This is a genomic window from Cellulosimicrobium cellulans, from assembly GCF_001722485.1.
Taxonomy (GTDB): domain Bacteria; phylum Actinomycetota; class Actinomycetes; order Actinomycetales; family Cellulomonadaceae; genus Cellulosimicrobium; species Cellulosimicrobium cellulans_A.
This window is the reverse complement of record NZ_LWGL01000029.1, coordinates 1-16,159: the sequence shown is the minus strand read 5'-3', so window position 1 is coordinate 16,159 and position 16,159 is coordinate 1. Positions and strand designations below refer to the sequence as shown.

General features: G+C 76.5%; 19 protein-coding genes. 7 read left to right on the top strand and 12 right to left on the bottom strand.

What is annotated here, in order from left to right; all coding sequences use genetic code 11:
- Together JZ5iCDA_RS05505 and JZ5iCDA_RS05500 are read right to left on the bottom strand one after the other, a co-directional pair.
- Complete coding sequence (locus JZ5iCDA_RS05505; protein ID WP_069386256.1) at positions 1-597, bottom strand: HhH-GPD-type base excision DNA repair protein; 597 nt, start codon at positions 595-597, stop codon at positions 1-3.
- Between the two features lie 91 nt (positions 598-688).
- A complete protein-coding gene (locus tag JZ5iCDA_RS05500; RefSeq protein WP_171905304.1) occupies positions 689-1,240 on the bottom strand; it encodes a GNAT family N-acetyltransferase in 552 nt (183 codons plus the stop codon).
- A gap of 216 nt (positions 1,241-1,456) precedes the next feature.
- On the opposite strand from JZ5iCDA_RS05500, the gene JZ5iCDA_RS05495 reads away from it, so the two are divergent.
- Positions 1,457-1,960: a metallophosphoesterase family protein gene (locus JZ5iCDA_RS05495; RefSeq protein ID WP_069386242.1), complete on the top strand. Its 504-nt coding sequence runs from the start codon at positions 1,457-1,459 to the stop codon at positions 1,958-1,960.
- Between the two features lie 39 nt (positions 1,961-1,999).
- On the opposite strand, the gene JZ5iCDA_RS05490 is transcribed toward JZ5iCDA_RS05495, so the two are convergent.
- On the bottom strand, positions 2,000-2,971 hold the full coding sequence (locus JZ5iCDA_RS05490) for an AraC family transcriptional regulator (RefSeq protein ID WP_069386241.1): 972 nt from the start codon (positions 2,969-2,971) through the stop codon (positions 2,000-2,002).
- Positions 2,972-3,109: 138 nt separating this feature from the next.
- On the opposite strand from JZ5iCDA_RS05490, the gene JZ5iCDA_RS05485 reads away from it, so the two are divergent.
- The 4 genes from JZ5iCDA_RS05485 to JZ5iCDA_RS05470 all read left to right on the top strand — a co-directional run bounded on the left by JZ5iCDA_RS05485 (position 3,110) and on the right by JZ5iCDA_RS05470 (position 5,447).
- Positions 3,110-4,033 carry an NAD(P)H-binding protein gene (locus tag JZ5iCDA_RS05485; protein WP_083259695.1) on the top strand — a complete coding sequence of 308 codons (924 nt, stop codon included), beginning with the start codon at positions 3,110-3,112 and terminating at the stop codon, positions 4,031-4,033.
- On the top strand, positions 4,030-4,488 hold the full coding sequence (locus tag JZ5iCDA_RS05480; protein ID WP_069386240.1) for an anthrone oxygenase family protein: 459 nt from the start codon (positions 4,030-4,032) through the stop codon (positions 4,486-4,488). The genes JZ5iCDA_RS05485 and JZ5iCDA_RS05480 overlap by 4 nt, the downstream gene beginning before the upstream one ends.
- Before the next feature lie 93 nt (positions 4,489-4,581).
- Complete coding sequence (locus JZ5iCDA_RS05475; protein ID WP_069386239.1) at positions 4,582-5,022, top strand: CoA-binding protein; 441 nt, start codon at positions 4,582-4,584, stop codon at positions 5,020-5,022.
- Positions 5,019-5,447 (top strand): TIGR03667 family PPOX class F420-dependent oxidoreductase, encoded by a 429-nt coding sequence (locus JZ5iCDA_RS05470; protein WP_069386238.1) that lies wholly within the window; start codon positions 5,019-5,021, stop codon positions 5,445-5,447. The genes JZ5iCDA_RS05475 and JZ5iCDA_RS05470 overlap by 4 nt, the downstream gene beginning before the upstream one ends.
- A gap of 33 nt (positions 5,448-5,480) precedes the next feature.
- Here the strand turns inward: JZ5iCDA_RS05470 and JZ5iCDA_RS05465 are convergent, their stop codons facing one another.
- The 8 genes from JZ5iCDA_RS05465 to JZ5iCDA_RS05430 all read right to left on the bottom strand — a co-directional run bounded on the left by JZ5iCDA_RS05465 (position 5,481) and on the right by JZ5iCDA_RS05430 (position 13,257).
- Positions 5,481-6,347 (bottom strand): putative F420-0 ABC transporter ATP-binding protein, encoded by an 867-nt coding sequence (locus JZ5iCDA_RS05465; protein ID WP_083259699.1) that lies wholly within the window; start codon positions 6,345-6,347, stop codon positions 5,481-5,483.
- The gene (locus tag JZ5iCDA_RS05460) at positions 6,344-7,411 is read right to left on the bottom strand and encodes a putative F420-0 ABC transporter permease subunit (protein ID WP_069386252.1); all 1,068 of its coding nucleotides are present in this window, start codon (positions 7,409-7,411) and stop codon (positions 6,344-6,346) included. The genes JZ5iCDA_RS05465 and JZ5iCDA_RS05460 overlap by 4 nt, the downstream gene beginning before the upstream one ends.
- Positions 7,412-7,416: 5 nt before the next feature.
- Positions 7,417-8,520, bottom strand: coding sequence for a putative F420-0 ABC transporter substrate-binding protein (locus JZ5iCDA_RS05455; RefSeq protein ID WP_083259697.1), 1,104 nt, complete (start codon positions 8,518-8,520; stop codon positions 7,417-7,419).
- 185 nt (positions 8,521-8,705) lie between these two features.
- Positions 8,706-9,413, bottom strand: a complete 708-nt coding sequence (locus tag JZ5iCDA_RS05450) for a response regulator transcription factor (protein ID WP_069386237.1) — start codon at positions 9,411-9,413, stop codon at positions 8,706-8,708.
- The gene (locus JZ5iCDA_RS05445; protein ID WP_253181964.1) at positions 9,410-10,762 is read right to left on the bottom strand and encodes a sensor histidine kinase; all 1,353 of its coding nucleotides are present in this window, start codon (positions 10,760-10,762) and stop codon (positions 9,410-9,412) included. The genes JZ5iCDA_RS05450 and JZ5iCDA_RS05445 overlap by 4 nt, the downstream gene beginning before the upstream one ends.
- 36 nt (positions 10,763-10,798) lie before the next feature.
- Positions 10,799-11,602 (bottom strand): hypothetical protein, encoded by an 804-nt coding sequence (locus JZ5iCDA_RS05440; protein ID WP_069386235.1) that lies wholly within the window; start codon positions 11,600-11,602, stop codon positions 10,799-10,801.
- Positions 11,603-11,617: 15 nt separating this feature from the next.
- On the bottom strand, positions 11,618-12,505 hold the full coding sequence (locus tag JZ5iCDA_RS05435) for a hypothetical protein (protein ID WP_069386234.1): 888 nt from the start codon (positions 12,503-12,505) through the stop codon (positions 11,618-11,620).
- Entirely contained in the window at positions 12,502-13,257 is a 756-nt protein-coding gene (locus JZ5iCDA_RS05430) for an ABC transporter ATP-binding protein (RefSeq protein WP_069386233.1), read from the bottom strand. Before JZ5iCDA_RS05430 ends, JZ5iCDA_RS05435 begins: the two co-directional genes overlap by 4 nt.
- A gap of 236 nt (positions 13,258-13,493) precedes the next feature.
- Between JZ5iCDA_RS05430 and JZ5iCDA_RS05425 the strand changes: the two genes are divergently transcribed.
- Positions 13,494-14,360 carry an SDR family NAD(P)-dependent oxidoreductase gene (locus JZ5iCDA_RS05425; protein WP_083259694.1) on the top strand — a complete coding sequence of 289 codons (867 nt, stop codon included), beginning with the start codon at positions 13,494-13,496 and terminating at the stop codon, positions 14,358-14,360.
- 41 nt (positions 14,361-14,401) lie between these two features.
- Here the strand turns inward: JZ5iCDA_RS05425 and JZ5iCDA_RS05420 are convergent, their stop codons facing one another.
- Positions 14,402-15,217 carry a class I SAM-dependent methyltransferase gene (locus JZ5iCDA_RS05420; protein WP_069386232.1) on the bottom strand — a complete coding sequence of 272 codons (816 nt, stop codon included), beginning with the start codon at positions 15,215-15,217 and terminating at the stop codon, positions 14,402-14,404.
- A gap of 219 nt (positions 15,218-15,436) precedes the next feature.
- Here JZ5iCDA_RS05420 and JZ5iCDA_RS05415 point away from each other — a divergent pair, with 219 nt between their 5' ends.
- A complete protein-coding gene (locus JZ5iCDA_RS05415) occupies positions 15,437-16,114 on the top strand; it encodes a winged helix-turn-helix transcriptional regulator (RefSeq protein WP_069386231.1) in 678 nt (225 codons plus the stop codon).
- Positions 16,115-16,159 lie beyond the last annotated feature (45 nt).

The following is a 16,159-nucleotide window of genomic DNA, read 5'->3' as shown; positions in this document are numbered from 1 at the left end:
TCAGCCCTTCGCCGCGCGTGCCGCGGCCTTCGCCGCCTTCTTCGTCGCCCGCACCTCGTCGAGCGAGCCCTGGTCGGTCACGTCCGCGATCGAGCGGCGCGACCCCTCCTCGCCGTACGCGCCGGCCGCCTCCCGCCAGCCCTGCGGCTCCACGCCGTACTGCTTGCCGAGCAGCGCGAGGAAGATCCGTGCCTTCTGGTCGCCGAAGCCGGGCAGCGCCTTGAGGCGCCGCAGCACGAGCGCGCCGTCGGGCGCGTCGCCCGACGGCGCGGGGTCGGTCCAGATGCGGGTCACGTCGCCGTCGTAGTCGTCGACGACGGCACGCGCCACCGCCTGCACGCGGCCCGCCATCGCACCGGGGTAGCGGTGGATCGACGGCGGCGTCGAGGCCATGGCCGAGAACTCCTCGGGGTCGGCCTCGGCGATGCGGCGCACGTCCAGCCCGCCCATGCGGCCGGCGATCTTCGCCGGACCCGCGAACGCGGTCTCCATCTGCACCTGCTGGTCGAGCAGCATGCCCACGAGCAGCGCGAACGGGTCGCTGGACAGGAGCTGGTCGGCCTCCGGGTCGCCGGTGAGCCACAGGTCGCGTGCCATGCGGCCCATCATCGCAGGCGGGTCGTCCGGAGGCGTCCGCACGGGCTCCACCGACCGCCCGTCGTCGACCGGTCGTCCGTCGTGCGCCGCCTCAGCGCACCATCCGGATCTCGGCGAGACCACCGAACCGCGGGTCCGACGCCTCGCGCGTGCCGTCGGCCTCGAAGCCGTGCCGGCGGTAGAACGCCAGGGCACGCGGGTTGCGCTCCGCGACCCAGAGCTCGGCGGGCGTGCCGGGCGGGACGGCGGCCTCGAGCAGCGCGGTGCCCACCCCGGTCCCGTGCCAGGCGGCGAGCACGTAGAGGGAGTAGAGCTCGAGGTCGCGCACGGGCGGGTGGGCGACGTGCGCACCGACGTGCGGGCGGCCCGCCATCGCGAAGCCGACGACGGCGCCGTGCGCCTCGGCGAGCACCACGCTCGTGCCCGGGCGCGGGCGGACCAGCCGCCGGTGCCACCAGGCGGCGTCGCCCTCGGGCTCGGCGGCCTCCCAGGACGACGGCGGCAGCAGGTCGGTGTAGGTCTCGGTCCAGCAGCGGTGCTCGACGGCGCCGAGCGCCGCGGCGTCGTCGGGTCCGGCGGGTCGCAGGCGGACCGGCGGCGTCCCCCCGTCGGTCGCCGGCGTGCCCCCGTCGTGGACCGCCACTCAGCGCCGCCGACCGGTGCGGACGAACGGCTCCCGGCCGATGCCGGTGGCGACGCGCGCCGTCGACGGGTCGAGCACGTGCACGGTCGTCCGGACGACCCGGCGGGAGAGCGGCATCCGTCCATCGTCTCCCATGGTGGCGATCGTGCAACGCGTCCCGACGGCGCGCCGCTGCACCCGTCGACCGCCGCGCCCGCCCGCACCTATCGTGGCGGCGTGGTCACGCGCCTGCTCCTGCTCGCCGACACCCACGTGCCCGCCCGCGCCCGCGTCCTGCCCGAGCAGGTGTGGCGCGCGGTCGACGCGGCCGACGTCGTCGTGCACGCGGGCGATTGGGTCACCGTGGACCTGCTCGACGCGCTCGAGGCGCGGGCGGCGCGGCTCGTCGGCGTCGCGGGCAACAACGACGGGCCCGAGCTGCACGCCCGGCTGCCCGAGGTCGCACGCACGACGATCGAGGGGCTGCGGGTCGCCGTCGTGCACGAGACCGGCGGGAAGGAGGGGCGCGAGCGGCGTGCGGACGCCGCGTACCCGGACACCGACCTGCTCGTCTTCGGGCACAGCCACATCCCGTGGGACACGGTCTCGCCCGGCGGCATGCGGCTGCTCAACCCCGGGTCGCCGACCGACCGGCGCCGCCAGCCGGTCTGCACCTACCTCACCGCGACGGTCGACGCCGGCGCCCTGCGCGACGTGGAGCTGGTGCCGGTGGAACGGTGAGCGCGGCGGCCTGCCCGCGGTGGGCGCGGGGACGCCGGCTCAGGCCGCGCTCGCGCGCTCGCGGTGCTCGGCCGGGCTCACGCCGCGCACGCGCTTGAACGCGGCGCTCAGCGCGAACGGCGTGCCGTACCCGACGGCGCGCGCCACGGACGCGACGGTCGCGCCGTCCTCGAGGAGCAGGTCCGCGGCGAGGTCGAGGCGCCAGCCCGTGAGGTAGGTCATGGGCGGCTCCCCGACGAGCTCGGTGAAGCGGCGCGAGAACGCGGCGCGCGAGAGCCCGACCGCGCGAGCGAGCGCGTCCACCGTCCAGGGACGCGCCGGGTCGTGGTGCACGAGGCGCAGGGCGGCACCGACGACGGGGTCGGCGTCAGCGCGGTACCACCCCGGGGCGTCCGGGCGCGAGAGCCACGTGCGCAGGCACGAGATGAGCAGGAGGTCGAGGAGCCGGTCGAGCACCGCCTCCTGGCCCGGCAGGTCCTGGACGACCTCGCGCGCGAGCATCTCGACGAGCCCCCCGTCGACGTCGCCCCGGCGCAGGACGACGCGCTGCGGGAGCACGCGCAGGATCCGGCGGCCCACCTCGCCGTCGAGCGGGTACGTCCCCGTGACGACGACCGTCTCGCCGTCGGGGTCGTTGCCCCACGAGCGGACGCCGAGCACGGTCATGGGTGACGGGCCTCCGTCGACCGCGCGGCACATGTCCGACGCCGGACCGACGACGACCTGCGGGGCGGTCGACGGCGAGTCGGCGACCACGTAGTGGTCGGGACCGCGCAGCAGCACGACGTCGCCCTCGCCGACGTGCACGCCGCCGTTGCCGTCCGGGTCGCCGCCGTCCCGTCGGTCGTCGCCGCCGGCCGGGCCGACCCACGCGGAGCCGCGCAGCACCGGGACGATCGTCAGCGGCGCCTCGTCCTCGATGCGCATGCTCCAGGGCGCCGTGAGGTGGCTGCGGAGGAGGAAGGCGCCCCGCGCGCGGGGGCCGTCGAGGAGCCCGGCGACGACGTCCATGGGCCGAGCGTAGACCGCGCGTCGGCGGCGCGGAAGACGATCGCATATGCGCACGAGCCGATCGACCATGGAACGTCTCGCGGTGGGTCGCTTGACTGGCAGTCGTACCGCACCGGAACGCCACGACAGGAGACGACCATGACCTCGACACCCGTTCCCACCGCGACGCCGATCCTCAGCACGGAGCCCACCTCCGCCACGACGCCGGACCCGGCGCCGGCCGACCCCCCGGGCGCCTACGTCGTGCTCGGCGCGACGGGCAAGAGCGGCCGGCGCGTGGCCGACCGCCTCGACGCGCTCGGGCTGCCGGTGCGGCGCGCGTCGCGCAGCGCCACGGGCGCGACGACGCGGTTCGACTGGGCCGACGAAGCCACGTGGGCCCCGGTCCTCGCGGACGCCGAGGCCGTGTACGTCGCGTACGCGCCCGACCTCGCCGTCCCGGGGGCGCCCGAGACCGTGACGCGCCTCGCCGAGGTCGCCCGCGACGCCGGCGTCCGGCGCTTCGTCCTGCTCTCGGGACGCGGCGAGACCGAGGCGCAGCGGGCCGAGGCGGCGGTCGCCGAGGTGTTCCCCGCCCGCACGGTCGTGCGGTGCGCGTTCTTCGCGCAGAACTTCAGCGAGAGCTTCCTCCTCGACCCGGTGCTCGACGGGGCGCTGGCGCTCCCGGTGGGCGACGTCGTCGAACCGTTCGTCGATCTCGAGGACGTCGCCGACGTCGCCGTGGCCGCCCTGACCGACGACGCCCACGCCGGGCAGGTCTACGAGCTCACCGGACCGCGCCTGCTGACCTTCGCGGACGCGGTCGCCGAGATCGGCGCGGCGAGCGGGCGCGACGTGGCGTTCGTGCCGATCGCGCTCGACGAGTTCACCGCGGGGCTGGCGGCTGCCGGTCTGCCGGGCGACGTCGTGCAGCTCATGGCATACCTCTTCACCGAGGTGCTCGACGGCCGCGGCGCCCATGTCACCGACGGCGTCCGCCGTGCGCTCGGACGTGAGCCGCGCGGCTTCCGCGAGTTCGCGGCGCGTGAGGCCGCGGCCTGGACGCCCGCGGACCGGCTGTGAGCACGTTCGACCTCCTCGTCCTCGCGGCGGTGGTCGCGACCGGGCTCGCGGGCGGCGTGCTGTACGCCTTCTCCGCGTTCGTCATGGCCGGGCTCCGGCGGCTCGACCCGGGCTCGGGTGCCGCCGCGATGCGGTCGATCAACGTGACGGCCCTGCGGCCACCGCTCATGGTCCTGCTCGCGGCGTCCGTCCTGCTCCCGGCGGCAGCCACCGTCGTCGGGTTCGTGAGCGGCGAGGCCCGGGCGGGGTGGGCGCTCGCGGGTGCGGTCGTCGCGCTCGTCGGGATCCTCGGGATCACAGGGGTCGGGAACGTGCCGCTCAACGACCGCCTCGAGGCCGCGGTCGACCCGGCGGCCGAGTGGGTCGCGTTCGTCCCGCGGTGGCTCGCGTGGAACCACGCACGCACCGCCGCGGGCGCCGCGGCGGCTGCCCTGCTCGCCCTCGCGCTCGTCTGATCGGGTCCCGGCGACCGGCTCGGGCGACCGGCCGCCGTACGTGGCCCGGGCCCGGTCGTGGAATAGCGACGACCAGAACCGGGTTTCGCCGTCATGAGCGACGTCACACCCGCCGAGACCGGCGCCGGCGAGCAGGACACCGTGCGGCGCGTGCTCCGGGACACCGAGACGTGGGCCGTCGTGGGCCTGTCCAACAACACCGCGCGGGCCGCGTACGGCGTCGCGCGGGTGCTGCAGCAGGCGGGCAAGCGCGTGGTGCCCGTCCATCCCTCGGCCGAGACGGTGCACGGCGAGCAGGGGTACGCGTCGCTCGCGGACATCCCCTTCCCGGTCGACGTCGTGGACGTGTTCGTGCGGTCGGAGTTCGCGGGCGACGTCGCGGACCAGGCGGTCGCGATCGGCGCGAAGGCGGTGTGGTTCCAGCTCGACGTGATCGACGAGGACGCGGCGCGGCGCGTGCGCGACGCCGGGCTGGACATGGTCATGGACCGCTGCCCGGCGATCGAGCTCCCGCGGCTCGGGAGCGTGGCGTGAGCGCCGTCGTCGACCCGGGCACGGACCTCGGCCGCCGCGCCGCGGCCCGACTGGTCGACGAGACGGTCCTGTGGCTCGTCACCGTCGATCCCGAGGGCCGGCCGCAGCCCACCCCCGTGTGGTTCCTGTGGGGCGCCGGGGGCGACGTGGTCCTCCAGAGCCAGCCGCGCACGGCGAAGCTGCGCAACGTCCGGCGGAACGAGCACGTCGCGCTCCACCTCAACAGCACGCGCTCGGGCGGGGACGTCGTCGTGCTCACCGGCACGGCCCTGGTCGACGACGCCGGCCTGACGCCCGCCGAGCGTGCCGCGTACGACGAGAAGTACGCCGCGGACATCCGCGACCTCGGCATGTCGGCCGACGAGTTCCACGCCGACTACTCCGTGACGGTGCGCGTGCGCCCCGAGCGGCTGCGCGGTCTCTGAGCGGACCGGCCAGGACGGCCGCGCGACCGCCGGTCAGTCGCGCGGCGTGAACGTGAGGACGGGCCGACCGGTGCGCGGGTGCAGGAGCACGTCGGTCCGGACGCCGTAGACCGGGTCGAGCACGTCGGGCACGAGGACGTCGCGCACGTCGCCCGCCGCGACGACGCGCCCGCCGGACAGCAGCACCACGTGGTCGCACGTCTGGGCGGCGAGGGTGAGGTCGTGCAGCGCCGCGAGCACCGTCACGCCGTCGTCGGCGAGGCGGCGCAGCACGCGCATCGCGTCGAGCTGTGCGGCGATGTCGAGGTGGTTCGTCGGCTCGTCGAGCATGAGGAACGCCGGCTCCTGGGCGAGCGCGCGCGCCATGTGCACGCGCTGACGCTCGCCGCCCGAGAGCGTCGCCACCTCGCGGCCCGCGAACGCCTCCATGCCGACGGCGGCGAGCGCGTCGTGCGCGACCGCCCGGTCCGCGGCGGTGTCGCCCGCGAGCAGCGAGCGGTGCGGGATGCGGCCGAGCAGGACGGCGTCGAGCACCGTGAGCGGCAGGTCGGTCGTCGCGTCCTGCTCCACGAGCGCGAGGACCCGGGCGCGACGGCGCCGCGGAAGGCCGAGCAGGTCCTCGCCGGCGAACCGGACGCTGGCGGGCGCGGACCCGTCGGCCGTCGGTGCCTGGACGCCCGCCAGGACGCGAAGGAGCGTCGACTTGCCCGAGCCGTTCGGCCCGAGCAGCCCGCTCACCGCGCCCGGGGGCGCCGTGACGTCGACGCCGTCGAGGACCAGCCGCCCGTCGACCGACCACGAGACGCGGGCGGCGTCGAGGCCCTCGCCCGGTCGAGCGTCCCGCGCTCCCGCCGTCGGTCTCGTGGGCGTCGGCTCCCGGTCGGTCCGCACGTCCGTCATGCCGTCCTCCTCCCGCGCCACAGCAGGAGCGCGAACACGGGCGCGCCGACCGCGGCGGTGACGATCCCGACGGGCAGCTCGCGCGGCGCGAACACCGTGCGGGCGAGCGTGTCGGCCCAGACGAGGAAGGTCGCGCCGAACAACGCCGACAGCGGCAGGAGCAGCCGGTGCCGGGCGCCCGTGAGCAGGCGCACCGCGTGCGGCAGCACGAGGCCGACGAAGCCGATCGACCCCGACTGCGACACGAGCGCCCCGGTGAGCAGCGCGACGCCGACGAGCAGCAGCCAGCGCACGCGCCGCACGTCCACCCCGAGCGCGGCGGCCGCGGTGTCGCCGAACGTGAACGCGTCGAGCACCGAGCCCGTCGACGCGAGCAGCGTCCCGAGCACGAGCGTGGCGATCCCCGCGACGGCGACGGACGTCCACGTCGCGCCCGCCACGGACCCCATGAGCCACGAGAGGATCTCGCGGTAGGAGTCCCCGGTCGCCGACCAGAAGATGACGAAGCTCGTGGCCGCCGCGGCGAGCTGGCTCACCGCGAGACCGGCGAGCACCGTGCGGGTCGGGGTGATCGTCCCGACCGCGCCCGCCAGCGCGAGCGCCGCGACGAGCGCCGCCACGGCGCCGCCGAACGCCGCGACGGGCAGGAGCACCGTCCACCCGACGACGAGGACGAGCACCGCCCCGAGCGACGCGCCCGACGACAGGCCGAGCAGGTAGGGGTCGGCGAGCGGGTTGCGCGTGAGCGACTGCATGACCACACCGCACACCGCGAGCCCGGCGCCGACCGCCGCGGCGGTGAGCACGCGGGGCAGGCGCAGCTGCCAGACCATGCCGTCCTGGAGCGTCCCGAGGGGTTCGACGCCGAGCGCGCCGCCGAGCCCGAGGTGCGTGGCGACCGAGCGCCACACGTCGCCCACGGCCAGGTCCGCGGGCCCGACCGTCACCGCGACGAGCACCGTGACGACGAGCGCCGCGACGCCGGCGGGGAGCCACCACGCCGCCCCGCGGCGCGCGCGGGGGCCCGCCCCCGTCGTCGCGGGGACGTCGGCGCGTGCGCGCAGCGCGGTCACCGGTCCAGCGCCTCCAGCTGCGCGGCGAGGTCGACGACGGCGTCGACGTTGCGCACGCCCGCCTCCGTCGCCGGGAACGGGATCGTCAGGTACCGGCCCTCGCGCACGGCGGTCATCCCCGCGGTCGCGGGGTTGGACTCGAGGCGCTCGATCTTCGACTCGGCGGTGTTCCACGCGGCGTCGACGAGCACGAGCACGTCCGGGTCGGCCGCGATCGCCTCCTCCCACGCGAAGGAGGTCCACGTGTCCTCGACGTCGCACGCGACGTTCTCGAGCCCGACGGCGTCCATGATCATCTGCGGCGCACCGATGCCCGCGCCGACGTAGGGGATGTCGTCGCCCGAGGAGTACCAGAGCGCGGTGAGACCACGGTCGTCGGGCTCGACGCCCTCGAGCGTCGCGCGCTGCTCCGCGACGAGGTCCGCGGCGGCCTGCTGCGCGTCGAAGATCTCGCCGACCTCGGTGATCTCGGCGAAGACGTCGTCGAACGTCAGCGGGTCGGGCATGTAGCCGGGGGCCTTGCACGCCGCGGGGGAGACGTACGTCGCGACGCCCAGCTGCGCGAGCGTCTCGCGGTCGCCCGCGCCCTCCGCGGTGAGGTTGGACTCCCAGCCGGCGTACACGAGGTCGGGCTCGAGGGCGAGCACCGCCTCGGCGCCCGGCACCTGGTCCGACATCGGCTCGGCCACCGCGGGCACCTCGGCCGCGGCGTCGGCGAGGGACTCGGGCACCGGCCCGTCCGGGAACGCGGTCGCGACGATCCTGTCGCCGAGCCCGAGGGCGAGCAGCATCTCCGTGGTGCTCGACTTGATGGTCACGACGCGCTCCGGCGCGGCGTCGAACGTCACCTCGAACCCGCAGTCGTCGAGCGTGAGCGGGTACCGGGTGGACGTCGGGGTGGACGTGGCCGTCGCGGAGCCGTCGGCCGTGCCCGACGACGCGGTGTCGCCCGCGCCGTCCGCCCCTCGGCCCGCGGTGCCGGACGAGCACGCCGTGACGGCGAGGAGCAGGGCGCTCGCGGCGGTCGCGAGGAGGGGTCGGGCGGGACGGCGGGACGGACGACGGGTCTGGCGACGGGTGTGGAGATCAGGAAGGGGCACGCGGTTCACTCCGGCGGGGTCGGGCGCGCGACGGCGGTGCCTCCGGAGGACGTGTCCCGGGGCGTGCGTCGACGCAGGCAACGGTGCTGTGCTGGACGCGTCATCTCGCGCCACGCGGACCTGCGGCCCAGATCCGGGGCCACCCCGCCGGGCCAATGCGCACGGCCCGCGGTCCGTCGTCCAGCCTACACACCGGCCCCGCTCGCGCCCGGCGTGCCGCCCCGCACGACGAGCCCGCACTCGTAGGCGACGATCACCGCCTGGACGCGGTCACGGACACCGAGCTTGGCGAGCACGTTGCCGACGTGGGTCTTGACCGTCGTGGGGGAGAGCACGAGGCGTTCGGCGGTCTCGGCGTTGGACAGCCCCTCCGCGACGCACCGCAGCACGTCGAGCTCGCGCGGGGTGAGCGCACGCAGGCGCGGGTCGAGACCGTCGCCGGGCGGCTCGGCGCCCCCTCCGCCGGCCGGCAGGTGCGGGGCGAACAGGTCGAGCATGCGGCGCACGACGCGCGGGGCGACGACGGAGCTGCCCGACGCCACCGTGCGGATCGCCTCGACGAGGTCGCCCGGCCGCGAGTTCTTGAGCAGGAAGCCGCTCGCCCCGGCCCGCAGGGCGGCGAAGGCGTACTCGTCGAGGTCGAACGTCGTGAGCACGAGGACCCGCGTCGCGGGGTGCTCGGCGACGACGTGCCGGGTCGCCTCGATGCCGTCGAGGCCCGGCATGCGGACGTCCATGAGCACGACGTCCGGGGCGAGCGCGCGGACCTGGTCGACCGCCGTCGCACCGTCCGACGCCTCGCCGACCACCTCGAGGTCGGGCTCGGACTCGATGACGAGGCGCAGGCCCATGCGCAGCAAGGCCTGGTCGTCCACCAGCAGGACGGTGGTCACGCGTCGCCCCCTCCGTCGCACGGCAGGACGGCACGCACGACCCAGCCACCGCCGGGTCGCGGCCCCGCCTCGACGTGGCCGCCCAGCACGGCGGCGCGCTCGCGCATGCCGAGGATCCCGCGGCCCGTGCCGCCGCCGGCTCCTGGCCGGGTGCCGCCGTCGTCGACGACCTCGACCTCGACCGCCGAGGCGCCGCGCCGCACGCTCACCGTCACGGACGGCGTGCCGGGTGCGTGCCGGAGCACGTTCGTCAGCCCTTCGCCGACGATCCGCACGACCGCGAGCCGCAGCGAGGTGTCCGGCGGGAGCGCGCTGTCGAGACCGTGGGCGGCCACGGGCAGCCCGGCCGCCCGGAAGCGGTCGACGACGGTGCGCAGGTTGGCCTCCGCCGGTGCCGGCGGTCCGTCCCCCGCGTCGACGTCGGAGTCCTCCGCGGGATCGAGCGCGCCGAGCACGCGCTGCATGTCCGCCAGCGCCTCGCGCCCGGTCCGCGAGAGCTCCTGCAGCGCCTCGCGCGAGCGGTCGGGAGCGCGGTCGAGCGCCGCACCAGCGCCGTCGGACAGCGCCACCATGACCGAGACGCTGTGCGCGACCACGTCGTGCATCTCCCGCGCGATGCGTGCGCGCTCGGCGGCGCGGGCGAGCGCCGCGCTCTGGTCGCGCTCGCGGGCCAGCGCCACGTAGCGCTCCACGAGGTCGGCCGCGTGCAGGCGACGCGCACGCGCGGCGGAGCCCGTGGACACGCCCAGCAGCAGGAGCGCGAGCAGGAGGAACACCGAGGCCGACCGGCGGCCCCCGGAGAACGGCGGCTCGTCGAGCCTCCGCACGGGGTCGCCGTCGGGCGTCATGATCGGGTCGCTCCAGAGCATGATCTCGGCGAGGCCGATGTCCTGCCACCACCACAGGGCGACGGTGACGGCGACGAACACGGCCGCGCACGCGGTCCACGCGGTCCGCGGCGGGCGCGTGGCCGCGACGGTGTGCAGCGCGCACGCGAGGCACACGCCGAGGACGCCCAGCACGCCCGCGACGGCGAGCGACACGACGGCGAGGCCGGTGAGCGCGGCCGTGACGACGAGCGGGCTCGCGCGGCGGACGGCGAGCGCGGCCGCGCCCAGCCCGGCGCCGGCGAGCCACGCCGTGGCGACCACCTGCGCGACGGGCGCGTCGGGGGAGAACAGCCCGAGGTTCGTCGAGCCCTCGACCGTGTCGAGCGCGACGACCGAGGTGACGAGCCCGAGGATCAGCGTCCCGCCGACGATCGTCACGTCGGCGACCCACGGGCGCTCGGCGACGGCGCGTCCGAGCGGACCGCGCCGTCGTACCTGCGCATCCGTCAGCCCGACCACGGGCACACTCTCTCATCGCGAGCGCGCCCTGGGCGGTCAGCGGAGATCATGGTGTCGCAGCCGGTAGCCCGCCGCGGCCAGCAGGACGACGACCCACGCGGCGAGAACGAGGCCCCCGCCCCAGGTGCCGAGATCCGGGCCGAGGCCCGTCGCGTCGAGGGACGCGAGCCGCGCGTCGTCAAGGAGCATCCGCGACCCCGTGCCCGGCAGGAGGGCGCGCACCGTGTCGGTCACGCGCCCAGGGTTCGCCGCGAGGACCTGGTCGAGGACGACGAGGAGCGTCACGCCGGCGACGAACGCTCCGGCGGGCCGGCGGACGAGCGCCCCGGCCCCCAGGCCGAGCAGCGCGATCCCGGTCAGGTAGAGCACGAAGCCCGCGAGCTGTCGCGCCGCCTCCGGGCCGGCGAGGCCGCCCGCCGGCCCGGCACCGTGCTGCCCGAGCGTGGCCAGGAGCGACCCGCCGAGCGCGGCCGCCGCGACGAGGAGGCCCGCGGCGGCCGTGACCGACGTCTGCGCCGCGAGCACCGGGAGCCGCCGGGGCACGGCCGTGAACGTGGCGCGGAAGGTGCCCGTCGTGTACTCCTCGGTGCCGACGAGCACCCCGAGCACCAGCGGGCCGAGCTGGGCGAGCACGTAGCCGGACACCACGAGGCTCGCCGCCGGCCGCGCGTCGCTCGCGCGCGCGTACATGCCCGTCGCCACGGCGAGGGCCGCCGCGACGAGCACCGTGGCCACCAGGACCCACCAGGGCCAGCGCAGGGTCGTCAGCTTGGTCAGCTCAGCGGCGAGCACCCGTCCGGAGGCCACGGGGGACCGCGGTGGGGTCGTCGTGCGGTGCATCGGCTCGTCCTCCGGTCAGGCCAGGTCGCGGGCGCGCAGCCGGTAGGCGGCGCCGCCCAGGGGGACGAGGGTCCAGGCGGCCAGGACGAGCCCGGCGCCGAGCGCCCCGAGGTCCGGTGCGCCCTCGAGCCCGCCGACGTCGGGAGGCGACGTCATGACCTGGCCGGCGCCGCTGGGGAGGAACGTGGCGACGGTGTTGGCGACGGCCTCCTGCTGCGGCACGTCCCCGGACGCGGCGGCCGCCATGGGGTCGCCACCGACGTCGGACGCCACCACGACCGCCACGGGCAGGACGAGGACGAGGACGACCGCGGTGGTCAGCGCCGGGACCACGCGGCGCAGCAGCGCCCCGACCGCCAGGCCGAGCAGGGCGAGACCGACGAGGTACAGCACGATGCCGACGAGGACCTGCGGCGTCCCGTCCGCCGTGAGGTCGGGGGTGATCCCGCGGGAGGCGGCGGCGGGCAGGACGCCGACGACGCTCGCGGCGACGGCCAGCAGCGCGACGACGAGCGAGAACGCCGCCGTGGCGACCAGCTGCCCGAGCAGGACGGGCAGGCGCCCGGGGACCGCCGTGAAGGTCGTGCGGAACGCGCCGGAGCCGTACTCCTGGGTCCCCACGAGCACACCGAGGACGAGCGGACCGACCTGCGCGAGCAGGAGGCCCCCGGTCAACGAGTCCGCCGGGTCGAAGCCGGGGTCGCCCGACGAGGCGTTCGCGGAGACGTAGGTGAGCGCGCCGGCCACGACGACGGTCGCGACGGCGGTCCAGACGGACGAGCGCAGGCTCGTGATCTTCACCCACTCGGAGGCGACGACGCGGGCGAGGGTGACGCGGCCGCGTGCCGCCGCGCGGTGCTCGGGCCGCTGCGCGGGGGCGGGGGTGCGGGCGGGCGCGCTCATCGGGCACCTCCAGCGGTGGGGGCGCCCGCCGGGGCGGCGCCGCCGCGGTACTGCACAGCGCCGGCGGTCAGCTCGAGATAGGCGTCCTCGAGCGAGCGGCCGTCGGTCACGAGCTCGGGCAGCGGCGCGTCGGCGAGGAGCCGGCCCTGCCCGATGATCACGATGCGGTCCGCGCACAGGGCCAGCTCGTGCATGAGGTGGGAGGACAGCAGGACGGTCCGGCCCTCGGCCGCGAGGTCGCGCACGAGCCGGCGCACCCACAGCACGCCGTCGGGGTCGAGGCCGTTGACCGGCTCGTCGAGGATGAGGACCCCCGGGTCGCCGAGCAGCGCGCCCGCGATCCCGAGACGCTGGCCCATGCCGAGCGAGAAGGTCCCGGCCCGGCGGCCCGCGACGGACTCGAGGCCCGTCATCGCGATGACCTCGTCCACGCGCGAGCGCGGGATGCCGTGCGTCCGGGCCTGGGCGAGCAGGTGACGGAACGCGGTGCGGCCCGGGTGCACCGAGCGGGCGTCGAGCATGACCCCGACGGCGTGCAGCGGCGCGGCGAGGTCGGCGTACCGCTTCCCGTCCACGGTCGCGGTGCCGGACGTCGGGCGCTCGAGCCCCACGACCATCCGCATGGTCGTGGACTTCCCGGCGCCGTTGGGGCCGAGGAAGCCGGTCACCGCTCCCGGCGGGGCCGTGAACGTCAGCCCGTCCACGGCGGTGGTGGGGCCGTAGCGCTTCGTGAGCGCCTCCACCTGGATCATGGGTCCTCCTGTCGTCGTCGGACGCGTCCCCGGTCCCGGGGTCGTCCGGCGTCGACGCTACGGAGGGAGCCCGGGCTGCCAGCACCTGCGTGCGGCGGAGATCGGCGGCGCGCCGCCCTCCTCCTCGAGGAGGAGGGCGTGCGCCCGCGGGACGAGCCGTCACCACGAGCTGTCACTTGAGTCGTCACCTGAGCCGTCACCACGGGCCGTCCGCAGGGGCGTGGCAGAGTGTCCGCGTGACCGAGCCCGCGACCCCGTCCGCCGCCCGCCCCGCGACGCCGCCCGCCGACCGCCCCTCGGCCTCCCCGCTGCGCGCCGTGGTGACCGGCGCGTCGTCGGGCATCGGCGAGGCGTGCGTGCGCCAGCTGCGCGCCCGCGGCTGGGACGTCGTCGCGTTCGCGCGGCGCGCGGACCGCCTCGCGGACGTCGCGGAGCGCACGGGCGCGCACCCGGTCGTCGGGGACGTGACGTCGGACGACGACGTCGCCCGCCTCGTCGCCGAGGCCGGTGCGCGCGGACCGGTGCACGCGCTGCTCGACGTCGCCGGGTTCGCCCTCGGCGTCGACCACGTCGACGCGGCCGACGTCGACGGCTGGCGCGCGATGTACGAGACGAACGTGCTCGGCACGGTACGCGTGACGAAGGCGTTCCTGCCGCTGCTGCGCGCGTCCCGCCGCGGCGACATCGTGCTCCTCACGTCGACCGCGGGCCACGACGGCTACCCCGGCGGGTCCGGCTACGTCGCGTCCAAGCACGCCATGGTGGGCCTCGCGCGGACGCTGCGGCTCGAGCTCGCCGGCGAGCCCGTCCGCGTCATCGAGATCGCGCCCGGCATGGTGCACACGGCCGAGTTCTCGCTCACGCGCTACGGCGGCGACCAGGCGAGCGCCGACGCCGTGTACGACGGGGTGGAGAACCCGCTCACGGCCGACGACGTGGCCGACGTCATCACGTTCGCCGTCACGCGCCCGCACCACGTCAACATCGACTCGCTGATCCTGCGCCCCCTCGCCCAGGCGTCGACGACGTCGGTGTGGCGCGGCCCCCTCGTGCCGAAGGGCGAACCCGCACCGGCGCCCGACGAGACGCACCGGGACGGCTGACGCGCCGGGCTCACCGAGACCCCGGGACGAGCGGGACGGCGTCAGGCGCGCGTCGCGACGAGCTGCAGGTACTCCCACCCCATGGCGCCGTCCGCGTCCAGCGAGCGGTCACCGAGGTCGCGCAGCGCCGCGTCGAGCTCGGCGAGGCGCTCCGGCTGCTCGGCGAGCGAGCGCCGCACGGCGATCGTCGGCCCGTACCGGCTCGCGAAGAACTCGCGGAACGCCTCGCCGTCGGCGAAGGCCGTCACCGGCAGGGTCCGCACCTCGGTGCGGACGTCCCGCACCCGGTCGCCGAGCAGCGCGCGCACGTGGTCCTCGTCGCCCCACAGCGGCGGAGGTTGCGCGCCGGGCGGGGGAGCGGGCGCGTACGGCTTCATCGTCGCGAACATCTGCCCGATGAAGCCGGCCGGCGTCCAGCTCGCGAGCCCGATCGTCCCGCCCGGGCGCGCCACGCGCACGAGCTCGTCGGCCGTCTCCTGGTGGTGCGGCGCGAACATGACGCCGATGCTCGACAGCACCACGTCGAACGACGCGTCGTCGTAGGGCAGCATCTCGGCGTCCGCCTGCTCCCAGGCGAGATCCACGCCGCGCTCCGCCGCCGCGCGGCGCCCGACGTCGAGCAGCTCGGGCGTGAGGTCGGACGCGACCACGTCGGCGCCCGCCGCCGCGGCGGCGATCGCCGCGGTCCCCGTGCCGGCGCCGACGTCGAGCACCCGCTGGCCGGCGTGGACGCCGCACGCCGCGACGAGGTCCTCGCCGAGCGGGCGCACCACCTCCGCGACGGCCGGGTAGTCGCCCGACGCCCACATCGCGCGGTGCCGCGCCTTGAGGTCCGCGGGCGTCACGGTGTCCGTCATGTCTCGCTCCTGGTGTCGTGCCCGCGCGACGCGGGCCGTGGTGGGTGGTGTCTCCCAGGCTCGACCCGGCGCACGACCGCATCCAGTTCCGGATCTGTACCGGCCGGTGTGCCCGCCGGCGCCGCCGAGGGCACTGGCCGCCCGCGCCCGACGGCGGTTCACTGGAGGAGGGGGCGGGTCGCGACGGGTCCGGACAGCTCCAGGCGAGGGAGGCGCGCGATGTCGACCTACGGCCAGTTCTGCCCGGTCGCCAAGGCGATGGAGCTGCTCGACGAGCGGTGGACGCTCCTCGTCGTGCGCGAGCTGCTCGCCGGCAGCACGCACTTCAACGAGCTGCGACGCGGCAACCCGCGCATGTCGCCGGCGCTCCTCGCCAAGCGTCTGCGCACGCTCGAGCGCGCCGGCGTGGTGCGTCGCGGCGACGACGGCGGACGGCCCGCCTACCGCCTCACCGCCGCGGGGGAGGAGCTGCGCCCCGTCGTCGAGGCCCTCGGCGCGTGGGGCGTGCGCTGGGTCGGCGAGCTGGGCGAGGAGGACCTCGACCCGCACCTGCTCTTCTGGGACGTGCGCCGCACCGTCCCCGTCGACGCGTGGCCGCACGAGCCGACGGTCGTGGAGTTCCGCCTCGACGACGTGGAGCGGTCGGTGGCGCGCTGGTGGCTCGTGGTCCGGGCCGGCGAGGCCGACGTGTGCGACGTCGACCCCGGGCTCGAGCCGGCGGTCGTCGTCCGGACGGGGCTGCGCGTCCTGACCCGCGTCTGGCGCGGCGACTCCTCGTGGGAGCAGGCGCTGCGCAGCGGTGCGGTCGTGCTGGACGGCCCGGCGGACGTGCGGCGCAGCCTGCCGCTGTGGCTCGGCCAGGGCGGCTTCGCGCGCGTCCCGCGCCCGGCCGCCTGACGTGCGAGGCTGAGCCCGTGCCCGCCCCCACCGCCCGTCCCGCGG